The organism is Shewanella sp. 10N.286.52.B9 (assembly GCF_002873635.1).
Taxonomy (GTDB): domain Bacteria; phylum Pseudomonadota; class Gammaproteobacteria; order Enterobacterales; family Shewanellaceae; genus Shewanella.
In genome coordinates this window covers 20463-35819 of the sequence record NZ_MCTY01000196.1, presented here as the reverse complement: position 1 = coordinate 35819, position 15357 = coordinate 20463, and the positions used below count along the sequence as shown (strand labels likewise).

Genomic DNA, 15357 nt, shown 5'->3' with positions numbered 1-15357 from the left:
TTCACGTTTAAGTATAAAAAGGTTTTCATTATGAATGGAGGTAACTCTTCGTCGATTGCGTTACGTGGTTTTGCCATCATGGCTTGCTTAGTGGTGATCCTTGCCGGTATCAAAACAGCAAGTCCAATTGTGGTCCCGTTTGTATTATCTGCATTTTTAGCGGTTGTTTGTAATCCCGCCATTGTATTTATGAGCCGTTTTAGGGTACCTAAATGGCTATCAATTATACTGTTGATGCTATTGATCGTGCTAATGGGCTTATGGCTAGCGAGTTTAGTGGGCAGCTCTATTAATGAGTTTTCTAAACAAATACCGCTTTACCGCCAACAATTAATTGAGCAGTTTTCATGGATATTAGAAAAGCTAACCGCGTTAAATATTAATATCTCTAAAGAAAAAGCCTTAGAATACTTTGACCCCGGTATGGCCTTAAGCATGACCACTAATATGTTGTCAGGCCTTGGTAATGTGATGGCAAATCTGTTTCTAATCATCTTGACCATTATCTTTATGTTGTTTGAAGCCCAATCATTACCGAAAAAGTTTCATTTTGCCTTAGACGATCCAGACATGCGCTTGAAGCAAATTGATAAATTTTTGCATTCAGTTAATCAATATATGGTGATAAAAACCCTCGTCAGTATTGGCACCGGTATTATTGTCGGTATTGGCTTGAGTATTATTGGGGTTGACTACGCATTATTGTGGGCAGTGTTAGCCTTCCTGTTTAACTATATTCCCAACATTGGTTCTATAATTGCTGCTATTCCAGCGGTACTATTGGCATTCATTCAAATGGGGCCCGGGGCTGCAGGTGTTACGGCTTTATTATTTTTAGGCACAAATACTGTCATGGGTAATGTGGTTGAACCTAAATTTATGGGCCGCGGTTTAGGCTTATCAACCTTAGTGGTGTTCTTGTCATTAATTTTTTGGGGCTGGTTACTTGGCTCAGTAGGGATGCTGTTATCTGTACCACTGACTATGATTGTCAAAATTGCATTAGAGTCCAGTGACAGTGGTAAGTGGTTGGCTATCTTGTTATCTGATGAAATCCATGATGAAGATGACAAAAATGGGGAATTAGTTGCCCGAGTAGAAGAAGCCGAACAAACAACAGATGAAACCCCATCTGAAAAGTCCGAAAATGGTCATGTTTAATTTACATAAATGAGCGTTATAAATGAATTCAAATGATTCAAATTTTCCTGCGGTTAACGCATTAGCCCAAGCACAATTAGGTGATGACCTTTGTCGCTTATTTCATGGTCGCGGGGGGCTCTTTAGCGGTTATGAGCATATTTGCTTAGACTGGTTTAACCCTGTGTTACTGCTTACCAGCTTTAAAGAGCTGCCAGAATCAGAAAGACAGTCAATGGTTGCTGATATAGAAGCAGTTTGGCAGCAGTGTCATGGCGATAAACCGTTTAATTTAGTATTTCAGTACCGTAATGCAGGGCAAACTATAACCGATGTTGTTGCTGGTGAAGTACCTGAAAAACACATAGTGACAGAAAATGGCGCCCATTTTTTAGTCCACCTGTTACGCGGGCAAAATCACGGTATTTTCCTTGATATGGCCAATGGTCGAAAGTGGGTTAAAGCACACGCAAAGGATAAAAAAGTGCTTAACCTATTTGCTTATACCTGCGCCTTTTCTGTTGTCGCTTTACAGGGCGAAGCGACTGAAGTGGTTAATATGGATATGAGCAAGGGCGCATTAGCCATAGGCAAACAAAACCATTTGCTCAATGATTTTGCTTCAGGCGCACGCTTTCTCGGTCATGACATCTTTAGATCATGGGGCAAACTAACCAAACTTGGGCCTTATGACTTAATTGTTGCCGATCCACCAAGTAATCAAAAAGGAAGTTTTGTTGCCACCAAAGATTATGTAAGGCTGCTGAGACGTTTACCAGAGTTACTGGCTGATAACGGTGAAGTGTTGTTGTGTTTAAATGCGCCTGAGCTTGGCTGTGATTTTTTAATGAAGCAAGTTGAAGAAACTGCAGAAAGCTTAACCTTTGTTGAGCGTATTGATAATCCCCCCGAGTTTACTGATATTGATGAGCAAAAATCCTTGAAGGTCTTACGCTATAAGTTATAAGTATTTAACCGTGTAGTGACACATCTATATTTCTTTAAAAAGCACAATTGAATAACAATTCAGTTGTGCTTTTTTATTTGAGGATAATTTAAAGGTGGAGAAGTGATCGAGGTAACTCGCATGGTTATCGGCTAAGCCTGTTTGAAATCACTAGAATGTTCTGTAAGTGTTTGATTGACGATTAACAAGTTGATAACTTTTGTGTTAGAGACTATATATAGTTATGCATGAGTATTTCTCTCCAGTGGTTCTGGTTTAAATCGAATCAATTAACATGAATGAGATTTTTATTTTTGGCTGGATTTACTATTGAAGCGCTTTATTGTTCATATGCATTTCTAGTTGTAATAATTGTTGGTTTTTTTATGATCTAGATCAACATTTATTCGTTTTACCAATTTGTGAGTATATAGTTTAGTTATTGATAAAAGATAGAATTCACACGAATATCAATCAGTAACAATTATGCTACATCCCTTTCCTTAGAAACCTCTGCCGGAGGCTCCATGAATATAGATTCTAAAACTGAGAAAAGCCTAGAACTTAAAATTTTTATATTTTTAACGGTTTTCTTAGCACCCATTTTGTCAGCGATACTCGTTAGTGCATTAGGGTTCACCATTTGGTTTAGTCAAATTCTTTCTGGCCCTCCTGGCGCTGGATAATCATAGAAATTAAAACAAAAATTAATAGAGAAGTAATCTTGATGAGCAAAAAAGAAATCCACGTAACTAGCCTGATAGTGCAAGTAAAACCAGAGCAAATGGCTGAAGTTCGCCAACAAATTATGGCCATGGACAATGCAGATTTATCAGTTAACAACGAGATGAAGATAGTCGTAGTGATTGAAGGACCAAGCCAGCGTTCCTTAATGGATGACATTTCAACTATTAACGCAATACCTGGTGTGCTTACTGCCACTATGGTTTATCACCAAAGCGAAGAGCTAGAAGAGGGTGAAGAATGAGTATGAACAGACGTGAGTTTATGAAGGCTAATGCTGCTATGGCAGCTGCCAGCGTGGCAGGCATGGCTTTACCGGCATCAGCAAGTAACTTAATTACTAGCTCTGAGCAGACCAAATTAGAGTGGAACAAAGCACCATGTCGTTTTTGTGGTACAGGTTGTTCCGTTATCGTTGCGACGCGTGACGGTAAAGTGGTTGCAACCCATGGTGACGCAAAAAGTGAAGTCAACAAAGGCCTTAACTGTATTAAAGGCTACTTCTTATCAAAAATTATGTACGGTCGCGATCGCCTTCAAACTCCAATGTTAAGAATGACCGACGGAAAATATGATAAGAATGGCGAGTTCAGCCCCATTAGTTGGGATACTGCGTTTGATACCATGGCTGAAAAATGGAAAAAAACCATTAAAGCTAAAGGGCCTACTGCAGTCGGCATGTTTGGTTCTGGCCAATGGACTGTGTGGGAAGGCTATGCAGCGGTTAAATTAATGAAAGCAGGCTTTGGTTCTAACAATATTGATCCCAATGCACGTCATTGTATGGCTTCTGCTGTTGGTGGATTCATGCGTACCTTTGGTATTGATGAACCCATGGGTTGTTATGATGATATGGAAGCGGCGGATGCTTTCGTATTATGGGGCTCTAATATGGCAGAAATGCACCCGATCCTTTGGACTCGCGTGACTGACCGCCGTTTAAGTGCACCACATGTGAAAGTTGCTGTGTTATCGACGTTCCAACATCGTTCATTTGATTTGGCGGATTTAGGCATAGTATTTACGCCGCAAACCGATTTAGCCATGCTTAACTTTATCGCCAATTACATTATTCAAAACGATAAAGTAGACAAAGATTTTGTCGCTAAGCATGTTAATTTCCGTAAAGGTGAAACGGATATTGGTTATGGTTTACGAGCCACTCATCCATTACAGAAAAAAGCCAAGAACGTTGAGACTGCGGGTGATTCAACCCCAATCGATTTTGAGCAGTTTAAGGCGTTTGTAGCTGACTACGATGTTAAATCAGTAAGCGAGCTTTCTGGTGTACCTGAGCACAAGTTGATTGAACTTGCAGAGTTGTACGCTGACCCTAAAAAGAAAGTCACCTCTTTCTGGACTATGGGTTTCAACCAGCATACTCGTGGTGTGTGGTGTAATAACCTTATTTATAACATTCACTTGCTAGTCGGTAAAATTTCTACTCCTGGCAACAGCCCATTCTCATTAACGGGTCAACCATCAGCTTGTGGTACTGCGCGTGAAGTCGGTACATTCTCGCATCGTTTACCTGCTGATATGGTGGTTACTAACCCTGAGCATCGTAAACATGCTGAAGAAATTTGGAATATTCCAAGTGGCATAATCCCACCAAAGCCTGGCTACCATGCCGTTGAACAAAATCGCCGTCTTAAAGATGGTGATTTAAATTGTTATTGGGTTCAAGTGAACAACAACATGCAAGCTGCGGCTAACATGAACGAAGAAGGATTACCGGGTTACCGTAATCCAGAAAACTTCATAGTTGTTTCTGATGCTTATCCAACGGTAACAACACAAGCAGCTGATTTGATTTTACCTACCGCAATGTGGGTTGAGAAAGAGGGGGCTTATGGTAATGCAGAGCGTCGTACTCAATTCTGGCATCAAATGGTTAAAGCGCCAGGCGAGTCAATGTCTGACTTATGGCAGTTGATGGAATTCTCAAAACGTTTCACCACTGATGAAGTTTGGCCGCAAGATGTTTTAGATGCCAATCCTAAGTTTAAAGGTAAAACGTTATTCGAAGTACTTTACCAAAACGGTAATGTTGAGAAGTTCCCATTAAGTGATGCTGATCCTAAGTTCTTGAATGATGAAGCTAAACATTTTGGTTTTTACGTTCAAAAAGGCTTATTTGAAGAATATGCAACCTTTGGTCGTGGACATGGTCATGATTTAGCTGACTTTGACCGTTACCATGAAGAGCACGGTTTACGTTGGCCTGTTGTTGACGGTAAAGAAACCAAATGGCGTTTCCGTGAAGGGTCTGACCCTTATGTTAAAGCCGGTAAAGGTTTTGAGTTCTATGGTAAGCCAGATGGTAAAGCGGTTATTTTTGCACTGCCTTATGAACCAGCGCCAGAGATGCCAGATGAAGAATACGATATTTGGTTATCAACCGGTCGCGTACTAGAACATTGGCATTCGGGGTCAATGACCCAGCGTGTGCCAGAGCTTTATAAAGCCTTCCCTGATGCAGTGTGTTTTATGCATCCAGATGATGCTAAAAAACGTGGTTTACGTCGTGGTGATGAAGTGAAGGTTATTTCTCGTCGTGGTGAAATTAAAACCCGTATAGAAACCCGAGGTCGTAATAAGCCGCCTGTTGGCTTGGTATTTGTTCCTTGGTTTGATGCTAGCCAGCTCATTAACAAAGTCACGTTAGATGCGACAGATCCATTGTCAAAACAAACAGACTTTAAAAAGTGCGCGGTTAAAATCGTTAAAGCCTAAGGAGAGACACCATGAAAGCACGTAAAATATTGTCAATCATTGCGTTAGTTGGATTCTCTTTTGGTTTGACGGCAGCAACTGTGCCTGATGAGAAAGTTGCTACATTACGCCTTGCACCATTAAACGTTGAACCAACACCGCCTGTTATGCAGAAAGTGATTAATTCAGATGTTAAGCAAGTGCGTAATTACCCGATGCAGCCGCCAATTATTCCTCATAAAATTGATGGTTATCAAATTGATTTGAAAGTGAATAAATGTATGCAATGTCATGCGCGTAGTAGCACTGGGCATTCTCAAGCTCCTATGGTAAGTGTGACGCATTATATGGACAGAGATAATAATTTCTTGGCATCGTTGTCGCCACGTCGTTATTACTGTACTCAATGCCATGTATCTCAGTTAGATGCCAAGTTATTGGTTGAAAATGATTTTGTGGATGTTAAAGAACTCATGAAAAAATCTTCAACGACTGAGCATTAGGAGCATTTATGATTGCAAAAATACTAGAAAAATTGAAGTTAGTTTGGCAGGTAGTAAACAGGCCAAGTGTTCATTACAGCCTGGGTTTTTTGACATTAGGTGGCTTTGTAGCAGGGGTGATTTTTTGGGGTGGGTTTAATACCGCTCTTGAATTAGCAAGCACCGAGGAGTTCTGTACCAGTTGCCATGAAATGGAAAGTAATGTTTATCAAGAGCTGCAAAGCACCATTCACTTTACTAACCGAAGTGGTGTGCGCGCAACGTGTTCTGATTGCCATGTACCACATGAATGGACCAATAAAATTGCTCGTAAAATGCAGGCTTCGAAAGAAGTTTGGGGCAAGGTATTTGGCACCATCAATACTCGTGAAAAGTTTGAAGGTAAACGCCGTGAGTTGGCAGAGCATGAGTGGGCACGCCTTAAAGCTAATGACTCATTAGAATGCCGTAACTGCCATAATTTCGATTATATGGACTTTACGCGTCAATCGACTCGCGCTTCGCAAATGCACTCAACCTCATTAGCGAGCGGTGATAAAACCTGTATCGACTGTCATAAAGGGATAGCCCATCAATTACCTGATATGGCTGGTGTGGAAGGCTTTTAGTAAAAGCCAATAGCAATAAATAAGGTCAGCGAAAGCTGGCCTTTTTTGGGGTTGCATTTAATACTATTTGAGGCCTATGTCAGAGCAGGTATTCTTTGTGGCTGGCTTGTAAAATATTTGAAGTTTATAGCTGGGAATAATCATTGAGAAGTTAAATTTGAAGTAACGAAAATGGCTTATTGAAGTAACTAAACAAAGCTTACAGTACATCCATGTACATAAGCGGTTAGAGCACGATTAAATTAAATACTATTTTTCTGATAGCTATAGTTTGATTGTCCGTAATCAGCCATTAACTTAGAATGACTTTTAAGATTTTTAGCTGGAATTAAGGAAATATTGTTACTATCACTAATGATCAGTAATGTTTTAAGTTTTCCTTTTAAAAAACCATGTTCTTTAATTGGGGAAAATAAAATACTATTTGACTTCGTTGTGTGCTCCCATTCACCATAAGAAAACCCCTCTATTCCATTGGTTCCATTTAGTTGAGACTCGTAACCCCCATCTTCATTTAAAACGATATTAATACGGTTTCCAAAACCATCATCATTAGTATAAATGCCAACTAGGGAGTTTGAATTAAGGTTTGAATCATTGAAATGAGGAGTTTGACTACAGCCAGATATGAGCATAAAACTGACTATGCATAAAACAATTTTTGACATTATTCCTTTCCGATTAAGTTATGAGGAACAACATAGAAGTAATACTATATATAACATTAAGCTGTTAGGTTAATGTTGCAATACTGTTCTAGTAAACGGATAAAATCAAGTTGTAAGTCATTTTGTTGACACTGGTTAAAAAGTTGACATCTTAATATGTTTTTATTTGACTGTGTTTGTTTTATTCTAATTCTTTATATTTCAATGGGTAGTGTGTGATTTCTTGGTGTTAAACTACCGTTTTTTCATTTGATGAATAATGTTTGGCCAGATGAGTTTGTTAAACTATTGTGCTGAAAATCGTAAAGTGCACTAAACTATTAGTTAGATTTAGTTGTAGTTTTTTTGATTTAAATACGAGGGCAATCAAATGGTGAGTTCAAAAGATTTTGCGAATTGGCTAATGATTCAATTTGAACAATTAGAGAATGGAGTAAGCTTAACGCGAGGAGACATTAATCAGTTAACAGGCAGGCAGAATTTTTCTTTGGTATTTGTACATGATATTCATTATGAATTAATGCAACATGGGATTGCATTCGTCACTGATACCTACCGTGAGCGTTTCTATATGGTCAGGGTTCAAGACAACCCTTGGCGCAAACAATTGGAAGATGCTGGCCATCAGCAAACATATTCCAATATTGTTTCAATCAATATGACGCGATAGCTATTTTGTCGTTAATCGTCGTATCAAGTTGGTATATGTGTTTAGATTTATAATTGGCTTTTGATGTTTTCAACCAAGTAATCAGTAAAGTTTTCGCCGTGATTTTGTAGCATTTTCGGAAACATTGAAATTGGTGTAGAGCCAGGGAAGGTATTAATCTCGTTTAGTAAAATTTCATTCTCTTCGGTTAGAAAGAAATCAATTCTTGATAAGTGTCTTAACTTCATCCCTTTAAATGCTTTTATCGCATAGCTGCGAATCGCTTCACACACATCCTCAGATAAATTCTTTGCGACTACATTGGTGGTCGCCTTACTTGAAGCATTATATTTTTCTTCAAAAGTATAAAAAGTGTTACTGGCACAAATGATCTCACCTGGCAGTGTTGCTATTACTTCACCTTGATATTGATAAACTGCGACTTCTAACTCTCGGGCGATAATGGTCTTTTCAACCACCACAGAAGGCGCAAAACTAAAGGCATCAGTTAATACTTGTTGTATTTGCGTTGCGTCATCAACTTTATAGCAGCCCACTGATGAACCTTGAGAGGCGGCTTTAACAAATACTGAGCCCCATTCTGATAAGGCTGCTGCCGTTTGTTGTATAGCGTCATCATTTAGTTCATTAAGAAAAATATAAGGCGTATTAGGGATGCCTAAGGCGCTAAACCACATTTTGGCGGTGATTTTGTTAAAACAGTTTCTTGAGGCTTCTGACTCACAACCAAAGTAAGGCAATTGGATTAAATTGAAATAAGATTGAATGTCACCGGTCTCACCGGGAAATCCATGAATACAAGGAATGACATAGTCTACAGGCCAAGGTGCTTTTTGCTGATCTTCAAAACGAATTTCGCGCTTATTGGTTAGCTCACAAATATTACCATCTTGATCGTGATAATGGCCATTTTTATCAAGTTCAACTCGCAGTAAATTAATCTCGTTACTATTTGCGAGAGATGATTCAAAAAAATCAGCTGATAACAAAGACACATCATGCTCTGCACTGCCGCCGCCACAGATTAAAAGTAAGTTGATAGTTGTCATTGTTGCTCCGCAAAATTGCTGATGGATATCACTGAATGTGCATTAAATTAACTTATGATAATGAACTGACAAGCCACTAGGCAAGAGCAGGGCTGAGTAAATGGTGAACTAAGCAACAAATAGTCATGAACACCGCTTAATTGCGCGTTTTATGGGCAATAAAGTTGTGCCATAGCCATATTATTTACTTGGGATATTTAAAACGGCTTAGGTGTACTCCCTAAGCTTGCTTGGCTGTTATACATTTATTCATTGCCCAATGTATGGGGCTTATGGGTGAGTTTATTCATCCGCTCCGTCACGATTTATCCATTTATCCATTTATCCATTTATCTGTCTATCTATCTGTCTATTTATAAATAAGGGAGGCGTTAACCGAGCATGGGTGTTTTCTGTGTTAGTTCTCTGTGTTATTTCTCTGTGTTATTTCTCTGAGTCATATCGCGAGCTTATATCGGTAAACATACTTTGCCCTGCTTATGCTTTAGCCACAACTTAGCAGCGTTGATTTATCACTGGCGTTTTATACTTTTGTCGACAATCTAGCTTGTTTATGTTGACCACTTGTTATTATTGGCTTATATTGTCGACAATTATTCTTTGGTCAGACAGCCTACTTAAAATGACATTTTTTACTGAACAGCCCATTACAGCAGCCGATAAAACCTTTTTTGAGTTAAGAAAGGACATCGTTGAAGGCGATATTACGGCAGGCTCAAAACTGAGTGAAACAGAACTGTCGACAAAGTACGCCGTTAGCCGCGCAGTTATCCGCGAGGCAATAAACCGTTTAGAGTCATGCCATTTGGTTGAACGTAAAGCCAATATAGGTGCCCGAGTGGTGGCATTAACGCCTGAGGGGCTCATAGAGTTGTATCAAGTGCGCGAATCCCTTGAAGGCATGGCGGCTAGGCTTGCCGCTAAAAACATGACTGATGAAGAGATTGCAGATTTATTAACGCTTCTGAGCCAACACTCTAATGAAGTGAAATCTGGCGAGTCTTATTATCAAGAAGCAGGTGATGTGGATTTTCATTACCGCATTATTCTAGGGAGCAAAAACAAACACCTCATTTCTGTGCTGATAGACGGTATGTATCACCTTATTCGTATGTACCGAGTGCAATTAGGCATGGCAGGACCTCGGGTGACAACTGCCTTTGAAGAACATACCCATATAGTTAAAGCCATTTCAAATCGTGATGAAGAGTTAGCAGAGATGCTAATGCGTCGTCACATCATGTACTCCAAAAATAATATCGAAACTAAATTAAACCGTTAATTAAGCTTCGGCAGTTAAGCGTAAACAACTGCCGCATAGCAATAACAAATAGAGAGAGGGATATCATGAGCGCAGGCAAAAAATTCCGTCAGGCATTAGTCGACAACAAGCCACTACAAATCGTTGGAACTATTAATGCGTATTCAGCAATGATGGCGAAACAAATTGGTCATCAAGCGATATATTTATCGGGTGGCGGTGTGGCGAACGCATCTTATGGTTTACCTGATTTAGGTATGACGTCACTCAATGATGTGATTGTTGACGTTCAGCGTATTACTTCAGCCTGTGACTTACCACTATTAGTGGATATCGATACCGGTTGGGGTGGTGCATTTAACATCGCTAAAACCGTTCGTGATATGGAAAAAGCCGGCGCTGCAGCTGTGCACATGGAAGATCAAGTTGCGCAGAAGCGTTGTGGTCATCGCCCGAACAAAGAGATTGTGTCTACTGAAGAAATGGTTGATCGCATTAAAGCGGCTGTCGATGCCCGTATTGATCCTGATTTTTTCATCATGGCAAGAACCGACTCATTTGCTCAAGAAGGTTTAGAGGCGGCGATCGCCCGTGCTAAAGCCTATGTTGCCGCCGGTGCAGACGGTATTTTTGCCGAAGCGGTAAAAACTGAAGAGCATTATCGCGCCTTTGCCGATGCACTTGATGTCCCGATTTTGGCTAACATCACCGAGTTTGGTCAAACAGAGTTATGGAACAAAGAGCAACTCGGTCAGTGGGGCGCAGCCATGGTGCTGTATCCGTTAAGTGCATTTCGTGCGATGAATAAAGCCGCTGAAAATGTCTACAGCGCAATCTTAAAAGATGGCGACCAAAAAGCGGTTGTCGACACCATGCAAACCCGTATGGATTTATACGATTACCTCGGTTACCACGATTATGAGCAAAAGCTTGATAGCTTATTTGCTGAAGGTAAAAACAAGTAATTACTGGCAAGACATAAAAGCAGTTTTCTGTTGATAGAAAGTGTTGATAAACAGTGTTTATAAGCTTTGTCGTTGTAGCAATAGCGATTTATTGCGATTGGATGATTAATGCACAAATATTGTTCTTGAACAAAGATTGTCGATAAGCAAACCGATAATTTAAAAGACAACCAAATAGTACTCGAAACACATAAAAGAATAGGAAATCATTATGGTAGACAAGAAACTAAGTGGTGCAGGCCTTCGTGGTCAAAGCGCAGGTGATACAGCATTATGTACCGTAGGTAAATCAGGCTCAGGTTTAACCTATTGCGGTTACGATGTTGCCGATTTATCTGAAAATGCTACTTTTGAGGAAGTCGCCTATCTATTATTTAATGGTGAATTGCCAACGCAAGATCAGCTAGATACTTATAAATCAGTATTGACGACTCAGCGTGATTTACCACAAGCATTAAAAGAAGTATTACAACGTATTCCTGCCGATGCGCATCCAATGGATGTGATGCGCACTGGTTGCTCATTTTTAGGTAATCTTGAGCCAGAAGCTGATTTTGCTGAGCAACATAAAGCAGCAAACCGCTTACTCGCCGCTTTTCCTGCGATCATGTGTTACTGGTATCGTTTCAGCCATGAAGGTGTTGAAATTGACTGCGTTACAGATGAAGAAACCATCGGCGGCCACTTCTTAAAACTATTGAATGGTAAAACGCCTTCAGAGCAACATCGTAAAGTGATGGATGTATCGTTAATACTTTATGCAGAGCATGAGTTTAACGCTTCTACCTTTACTGCGCGCGTATGTGCTTCAACCTTATCTGACATGTTCTCGTGTATTACCGGTGCTATCGGTACTCTTCGTGGCCCACTTCATGGCGGTGCTAATGAAGCAGCAATGGACATGATCCAAAAGTTTACTTCGCCAAGCGATGCTAAAGCGCAAATGGCAGGCATGCTAGAGCGTAAAGAAAAAATCATGGGCTTTGGTCATGCGATTTACCGCACTTCAGATCCACGTAATGTGATCATTAAAGCCTGGTCAGAAAAACTGGCTCAGGAAAATGGCGATACTAGCTTGTACGACATCTCAGTGGCTTGTGAAGAGTTTATGTGGGATACAAAAAAACTATTCTGTAATGCTGATTTCTTCCATGCATCGGCTTATCATTTTATGGGTATTCCAACCAAGCTATTTACGCCTATCTTTGTGTGTTCACGTCTTACTGGCTGGGCTGCTCACGTCATGGAGCAGCGCTCAAACAATCGTATTATCAGACCAAGTGCTGATTACATCGGATCTGAGCCACGCACTGTAACGCCAATTAGCGAAAGATAAACAGTCAAAGGCTGGCCAATGGGTCAGCCTTTTGTTTTTCAGACCTTGTTGAACATGCAAATTGCAAACTAGCTAACAATTACCAAACTTGATGGATTGGGTTATGAATTCAAATTATAGAAAACCGTTACCAGGTACAGAGCTGGATTACTTTGATACCAAAGCTGCTGTTGATGATATCCAAGCAGGCGCATTCGACAAACTGCCATATAGCTCTCGCGTTTATGCCGAGAACCTTGTGCGTCGCTGCCCACCTGAGACGCTAACAGATTGCTTAAAACAAATTATTGAACGTAAGCGAGATCTCGATTTCCCTTGGTTTCCAGCCCGTGTTGTTTGTCACGACATTCTTGGTCAAACCGCATTAGTTGATTTAGCGGGTTTACGTGATGCTATCGCTGAAAAAGGCGGCGACCCATCAAAAGTGAACCCAGTAGTGCCAACGCAGTTGATTGTCGATCACTCTCTGGCTGTCGAACATGCAGGTTTCGAAAAAGATGCCTTTGAAAAAAACCGCGCCATTGAAGACAGACGTAATGAAGACAGATTTCATTTTATTAACTGGACTAAAACGGCCTTTAAAAATATTGATGTGATCCAGCCCGGTAACGGCATCATGCATCAAATTAATTTAGAGAAAATGTCGCCAGTGGTGCAAGCCCGTGAAGGCGTGGCATTTCCTGATACCTTAGTGGGCACAGATAGCCATACGCCCCATGTGGATGCTTTAGGTGTTATCGCTATTGGTGTTGGTGGGCTTGAAGCTGAAAGCGTGATGCTAGGTCGCCCATCTTATATGCGTCTACCTGATATAGTCGGTGTTGAGCTGGTCGGCGAGCGTCAATCAGGCATTACTGCGACAGATATTGTGTTAGCGATTACCGAGTTTTTACGCGAGCAAAAAGTAGTATCAACTTACCTTGAGTTTTATGGTGAAGGCGCCGCTAATCTGACATTAGGCGATCGCGCTACGATTTCAAATATGACGCCAGAATTTGGCGCCACAGCAGCGATGTTTTATATCGATGATAAAACCATTGATTACTTAAAACTGACTGGCCGTGATGATAAACAAGTTGAGTTAGTTGAGACTTACGCCAAACAAAATGGCCTATGGGCTGACACGCTAGTTAATGCAGAATATGAACGCGTGCTGCGTTTTGACTTATCCAGTGTTGGACGTAACATTGCAGGTCCTTCAAACCCACATCGCCGCGTATCGACAAGTGATTTAGCCGCTAAAGGTATTAGCGGTACTGTTGAGAATGAAGCCGGCTTAATGCCTGATGGCGCTTGTATTATTGCCGCCATTACCAGTTGTACTAACACCTCTAACCCACGCAATGTGATTGCCGCAGGCTTAATCGCCCGTAACGCCAATGCCAAGGGACTTACACGTAAACCTTGGGTTAAAACCTCATTAGCACCAGGCTCAAAAGCGGTGCAATTATACCTTGAAGATGCCAATTTATTAACCGAACTTGAAGCCTTGGGCTTTGGTATTGTCGGTTTTGCCTGTACTACCTGTAATGGCATGAGTGGCGCGCTCGATCCTGTGATTCAACAAGAAGTGATTGAACGTGATTTATATGCCACCGCGGTGTTATCAGGTAACCGAAATTTTGATGGTCGTATTCATCCTTATGCGAAACAAGCGTTCTTAGCCTCGCCGCCACTGGTGGTTGCCTACGCTATTGCTGGCACCATTCGTTTTGATATTGAAAAAGATGTTTTAGGTAAAGATCAACAAGGTAACGATATAAGGCTTAAAGATATCTGGCCATCAGATGCTGAAATTGATGCGGTTATCGCTGCTAGCGTTAAGCCTGAGCAATTCCGCAAAGTGTATGAGCCAATGTTTGATATCAAAGTTGAATACGGCAGCGACTCTTCAGCTAAGATTGATCCACAGTATGATTGGCGCCCTCAAAGTACCTATATCCGTCGTCCTCCTTATTGGGAAGGCGCATTAGCGGGTGAGCGCGCCATGAAAGGCATGCGCCCATTAGCGGTATTAGGTGACAACATCACTACCGATCATTTATCACCATCAAACGCTATTATGCTTGATAGTGCAGCAGGTGCTTACCTTGATAAAATGGGCTTGCCTGAAGTTGATTTCAACTCATATGCCACCCATCGCGGCGATCACTTAACCGCACAACGTGCCACATTTGCTAACCCTAAACTATTTAATGAAATGGTGACCACCTTAGGTAAAGATGGCAAGCAAGTGATTAAGCAAGGTTCTTACGCCCGAATCGAGCCAGAAGGGCAAGAGTCGCGCATGTGGGAAGCCATTGAAACCTATATGGAGCGTAAGCAGCCACTTATCATCATCGCAGGTGCTGATTATGGTCAAGGTTCAAGCCGTGACTGGGCAGCCAAAGGGGTCCGCTTAGCGGGCGTTGAAGTGATTGTTGCTGAAGGCTTTGAGCGTATCCATCGTACCAACCTTGTAGGAATGGGCGTGCTGCCGCTTGAGTTTACCAATGGCGAGAACCGTCATACCTATCAAATTGATGGTACTGAAACCTACGATGTTATCGGTGAGCGTACTCCAGGTGCGGCGCTATCAGTAATCATTACTCGCACTAATGGTGAGCATTTAACTGTGCCAGTTAAATGTCGATTAGACACCGCTGAAGAGGTGTCTATCTATGAAGCGGGCGGTATTTTACAACGCTTTGCCCAAGACTTTTTAGAGGCCAGCCATTAGTGACTAGTGATGAGTCATAAGTCGTTATAGCTG

General features: G+C 41.1%; 14 protein-coding genes. 12 read left to right on the top strand and 2 right to left on the bottom strand.

Features of this window, described 5'->3' with window-relative positions:
- The first annotated feature begins 30 nt into the window (after positions 1-30).
- The 7 genes from BCU91_RS15040 to BCU91_RS15010 all read left to right on the top strand — a co-directional run bounded on the left by BCU91_RS15040 (position 31) and on the right by BCU91_RS15010 (position 6656).
- Complete coding sequence (locus tag BCU91_RS15040; RefSeq protein ID WP_102531807.1) at positions 31-1161, top strand: AI-2E family transporter; 1131 nt, start codon at positions 31-33, stop codon at positions 1159-1161.
- A gap of 22 nt (positions 1162-1183) precedes the next feature.
- A complete protein-coding gene (locus tag BCU91_RS15035; RefSeq protein WP_102440549.1) occupies positions 1184-2107 on the top strand; it encodes a class I SAM-dependent methyltransferase in 924 nt (307 codons plus the stop codon).
- Positions 2108-2613: 506 nt separating this feature from the next.
- Positions 2614-2772: a periplasmic nitrate reductase, NapE protein gene (locus BCU91_RS15030; RefSeq protein ID WP_102440550.1), complete on the top strand. Its 159-nt coding sequence runs from the start codon at positions 2614-2616 to the stop codon at positions 2770-2772.
- Between the two features lie 41 nt (positions 2773-2813).
- The gene (locus BCU91_RS15025; RefSeq protein ID WP_102440551.1) at positions 2814-3074 is read left to right on the top strand and encodes a chaperone NapD; all 261 of its coding nucleotides are present in this window, start codon (positions 2814-2816) and stop codon (positions 3072-3074) included.
- 2 nt (positions 3075-3076) lie between these two features.
- Positions 3077-5566 carry a nitrate reductase catalytic subunit NapA gene (napA, locus tag BCU91_RS15020; protein ID WP_102440576.1) on the top strand — a complete coding sequence of 830 codons (2490 nt, stop codon included), beginning with the start codon at positions 3077-3079 and terminating at the stop codon, positions 5564-5566.
- Positions 5567-5577: 11 nt separating this feature from the next.
- A complete protein-coding gene (locus tag BCU91_RS15015) occupies positions 5578-6048 on the top strand; it encodes a nitrate reductase cytochrome c-type subunit (protein ID WP_102440552.1) in 471 nt (156 codons plus the stop codon).
- A 20-nt stretch (positions 6049-6068) separates the two neighbouring features.
- Positions 6069-6656 (top strand): cytochrome c3 family protein, encoded by a 588-nt coding sequence (locus BCU91_RS15010; protein WP_102440577.1) that lies wholly within the window; start codon positions 6069-6071, stop codon positions 6654-6656.
- 242 nt (positions 6657-6898) lie between these two features.
- Here BCU91_RS15010 and BCU91_RS15005 read toward each other — a convergent pair whose 3' ends face one another.
- Positions 6899-7324 carry a hypothetical protein gene (locus tag BCU91_RS15005; protein ID WP_102531806.1) on the bottom strand — a complete coding sequence of 142 codons (426 nt, stop codon included), beginning with the start codon at positions 7322-7324 and terminating at the stop codon, positions 6899-6901.
- A 370-nt stretch (positions 7325-7694) separates the two neighbouring features.
- Between BCU91_RS15005 and BCU91_RS15000 the strand changes: the two genes are divergently transcribed.
- Positions 7695-7994 (top strand): hypothetical protein, encoded by a 300-nt coding sequence (locus BCU91_RS15000; protein ID WP_102440554.1) that lies wholly within the window; start codon positions 7695-7697, stop codon positions 7992-7994.
- A 47-nt stretch (positions 7995-8041) separates the two neighbouring features.
- On the opposite strand, the gene BCU91_RS14995 is transcribed toward BCU91_RS15000, so the two are convergent.
- The gene (locus BCU91_RS14995; protein ID WP_102531805.1) at positions 8042-9043 is read right to left on the bottom strand and encodes a D-alanine--D-alanine ligase; all 1002 of its coding nucleotides are present in this window, start codon (positions 9041-9043) and stop codon (positions 8042-8044) included.
- Positions 9044-9665: 622 nt separating this feature from the next.
- Between BCU91_RS14995 and BCU91_RS14990 the strand changes: the two genes are divergently transcribed.
- From BCU91_RS14990 to acnD, 4 genes are all read left to right on the top strand, one after another.
- The gene (locus BCU91_RS14990) at positions 9666-10325 is read left to right on the top strand and encodes a GntR family transcriptional regulator (RefSeq protein WP_102476335.1); all 660 of its coding nucleotides are present in this window, start codon (positions 9666-9668) and stop codon (positions 10323-10325) included.
- 65 nt (positions 10326-10390) lie between these two features.
- The gene (gene prpB, locus BCU91_RS14985; protein WP_076536891.1) at positions 10391-11269 is read left to right on the top strand and encodes a methylisocitrate lyase; all 879 of its coding nucleotides are present in this window, start codon (positions 10391-10393) and stop codon (positions 11267-11269) included.
- A gap of 211 nt (positions 11270-11480) precedes the next feature.
- On the top strand, positions 11481-12605 hold the full coding sequence (gene prpC, locus BCU91_RS14980) for a 2-methylcitrate synthase (RefSeq protein WP_102440557.1): 1125 nt from the start codon (positions 11481-11483) through the stop codon (positions 12603-12605).
- Between the two features lie 103 nt (positions 12606-12708).
- Positions 12709-15324 (top strand): Fe/S-dependent 2-methylisocitrate dehydratase AcnD, encoded by a 2616-nt coding sequence (acnD, locus tag BCU91_RS14975; protein ID WP_102531804.1) that lies wholly within the window; start codon positions 12709-12711, stop codon positions 15322-15324.
- The last annotated feature ends 33 nt before the right edge of the window (positions 15325-15357 follow it).

What these genes read in the sequence shown, in the direction of transcription:
- BCU91_RS14990 (WP_102476335.1), top strand. Translation starts at nt 9,666, where the DNA reads ATGACATTTTTTACTGAACAGCCCATTACAGCAGCCGATAAAACCTTT.
- BCU91_RS15000 (WP_102440554.1), top strand. Translation starts at nt 7,695, where the DNA reads ATGGTGAGTTCAAAAGATTTTGCGAATTGGCTAATGATTCAATTTGAA.
- prpB (WP_076536891.1), top strand. Translation starts at nt 10,391, where the DNA reads ATGAGCGCAGGCAAAAAATTCCGTCAGGCATTAGTCGACAACAAGCCA.
- BCU91_RS15025 (WP_102440551.1), top strand. Translation starts at nt 2,814, where the DNA reads ATGAGCAAAAAAGAAATCCACGTAACTAGCCTGATAGTGCAAGTAAAA.
- napA (WP_102440576.1), top strand. Translation starts at nt 3,077, where the DNA reads ATGAACAGACGTGAGTTTATGAAGGCTAATGCTGCTATGGCAGCTGCC.
- BCU91_RS15035 (WP_102440549.1), top strand. Translation starts at nt 1,184, where the DNA reads ATGAATTCAAATGATTCAAATTTTCCTGCGGTTAACGCATTAGCCCAA.
- BCU91_RS14995 (WP_102531805.1), bottom strand. Translation starts at nt 9,043, where the DNA reads ATGACAACTATCAACTTACTTTTAATCTGTGGCGGCGGCAGTGCAGAG.
- BCU91_RS15005 (WP_102531806.1), bottom strand. Translation starts at nt 7,324, where the DNA reads ATGTCAAAAATTGTTTTATGCATAGTCAGTTTTATGCTCATATCTGGC.
- BCU91_RS15015 (WP_102440552.1), top strand. Translation starts at nt 5,578, where the DNA reads ATGAAAGCACGTAAAATATTGTCAATCATTGCGTTAGTTGGATTCTCT.
- BCU91_RS15030 (WP_102440550.1), top strand. Translation starts at nt 2,614, where the DNA reads ATGAATATAGATTCTAAAACTGAGAAAAGCCTAGAACTTAAAATTTTT.
- acnD (WP_102531804.1), top strand. Translation starts at nt 12,709, where the DNA reads ATGAATTCAAATTATAGAAAACCGTTACCAGGTACAGAGCTGGATTAC.
- prpC (WP_102440557.1), top strand. Translation starts at nt 11,481, where the DNA reads ATGGTAGACAAGAAACTAAGTGGTGCAGGCCTTCGTGGTCAAAGCGCA.
- BCU91_RS15040 (WP_102531807.1), top strand. Translation starts at nt 31, where the DNA reads ATGAATGGAGGTAACTCTTCGTCGATTGCGTTACGTGGTTTTGCCATC.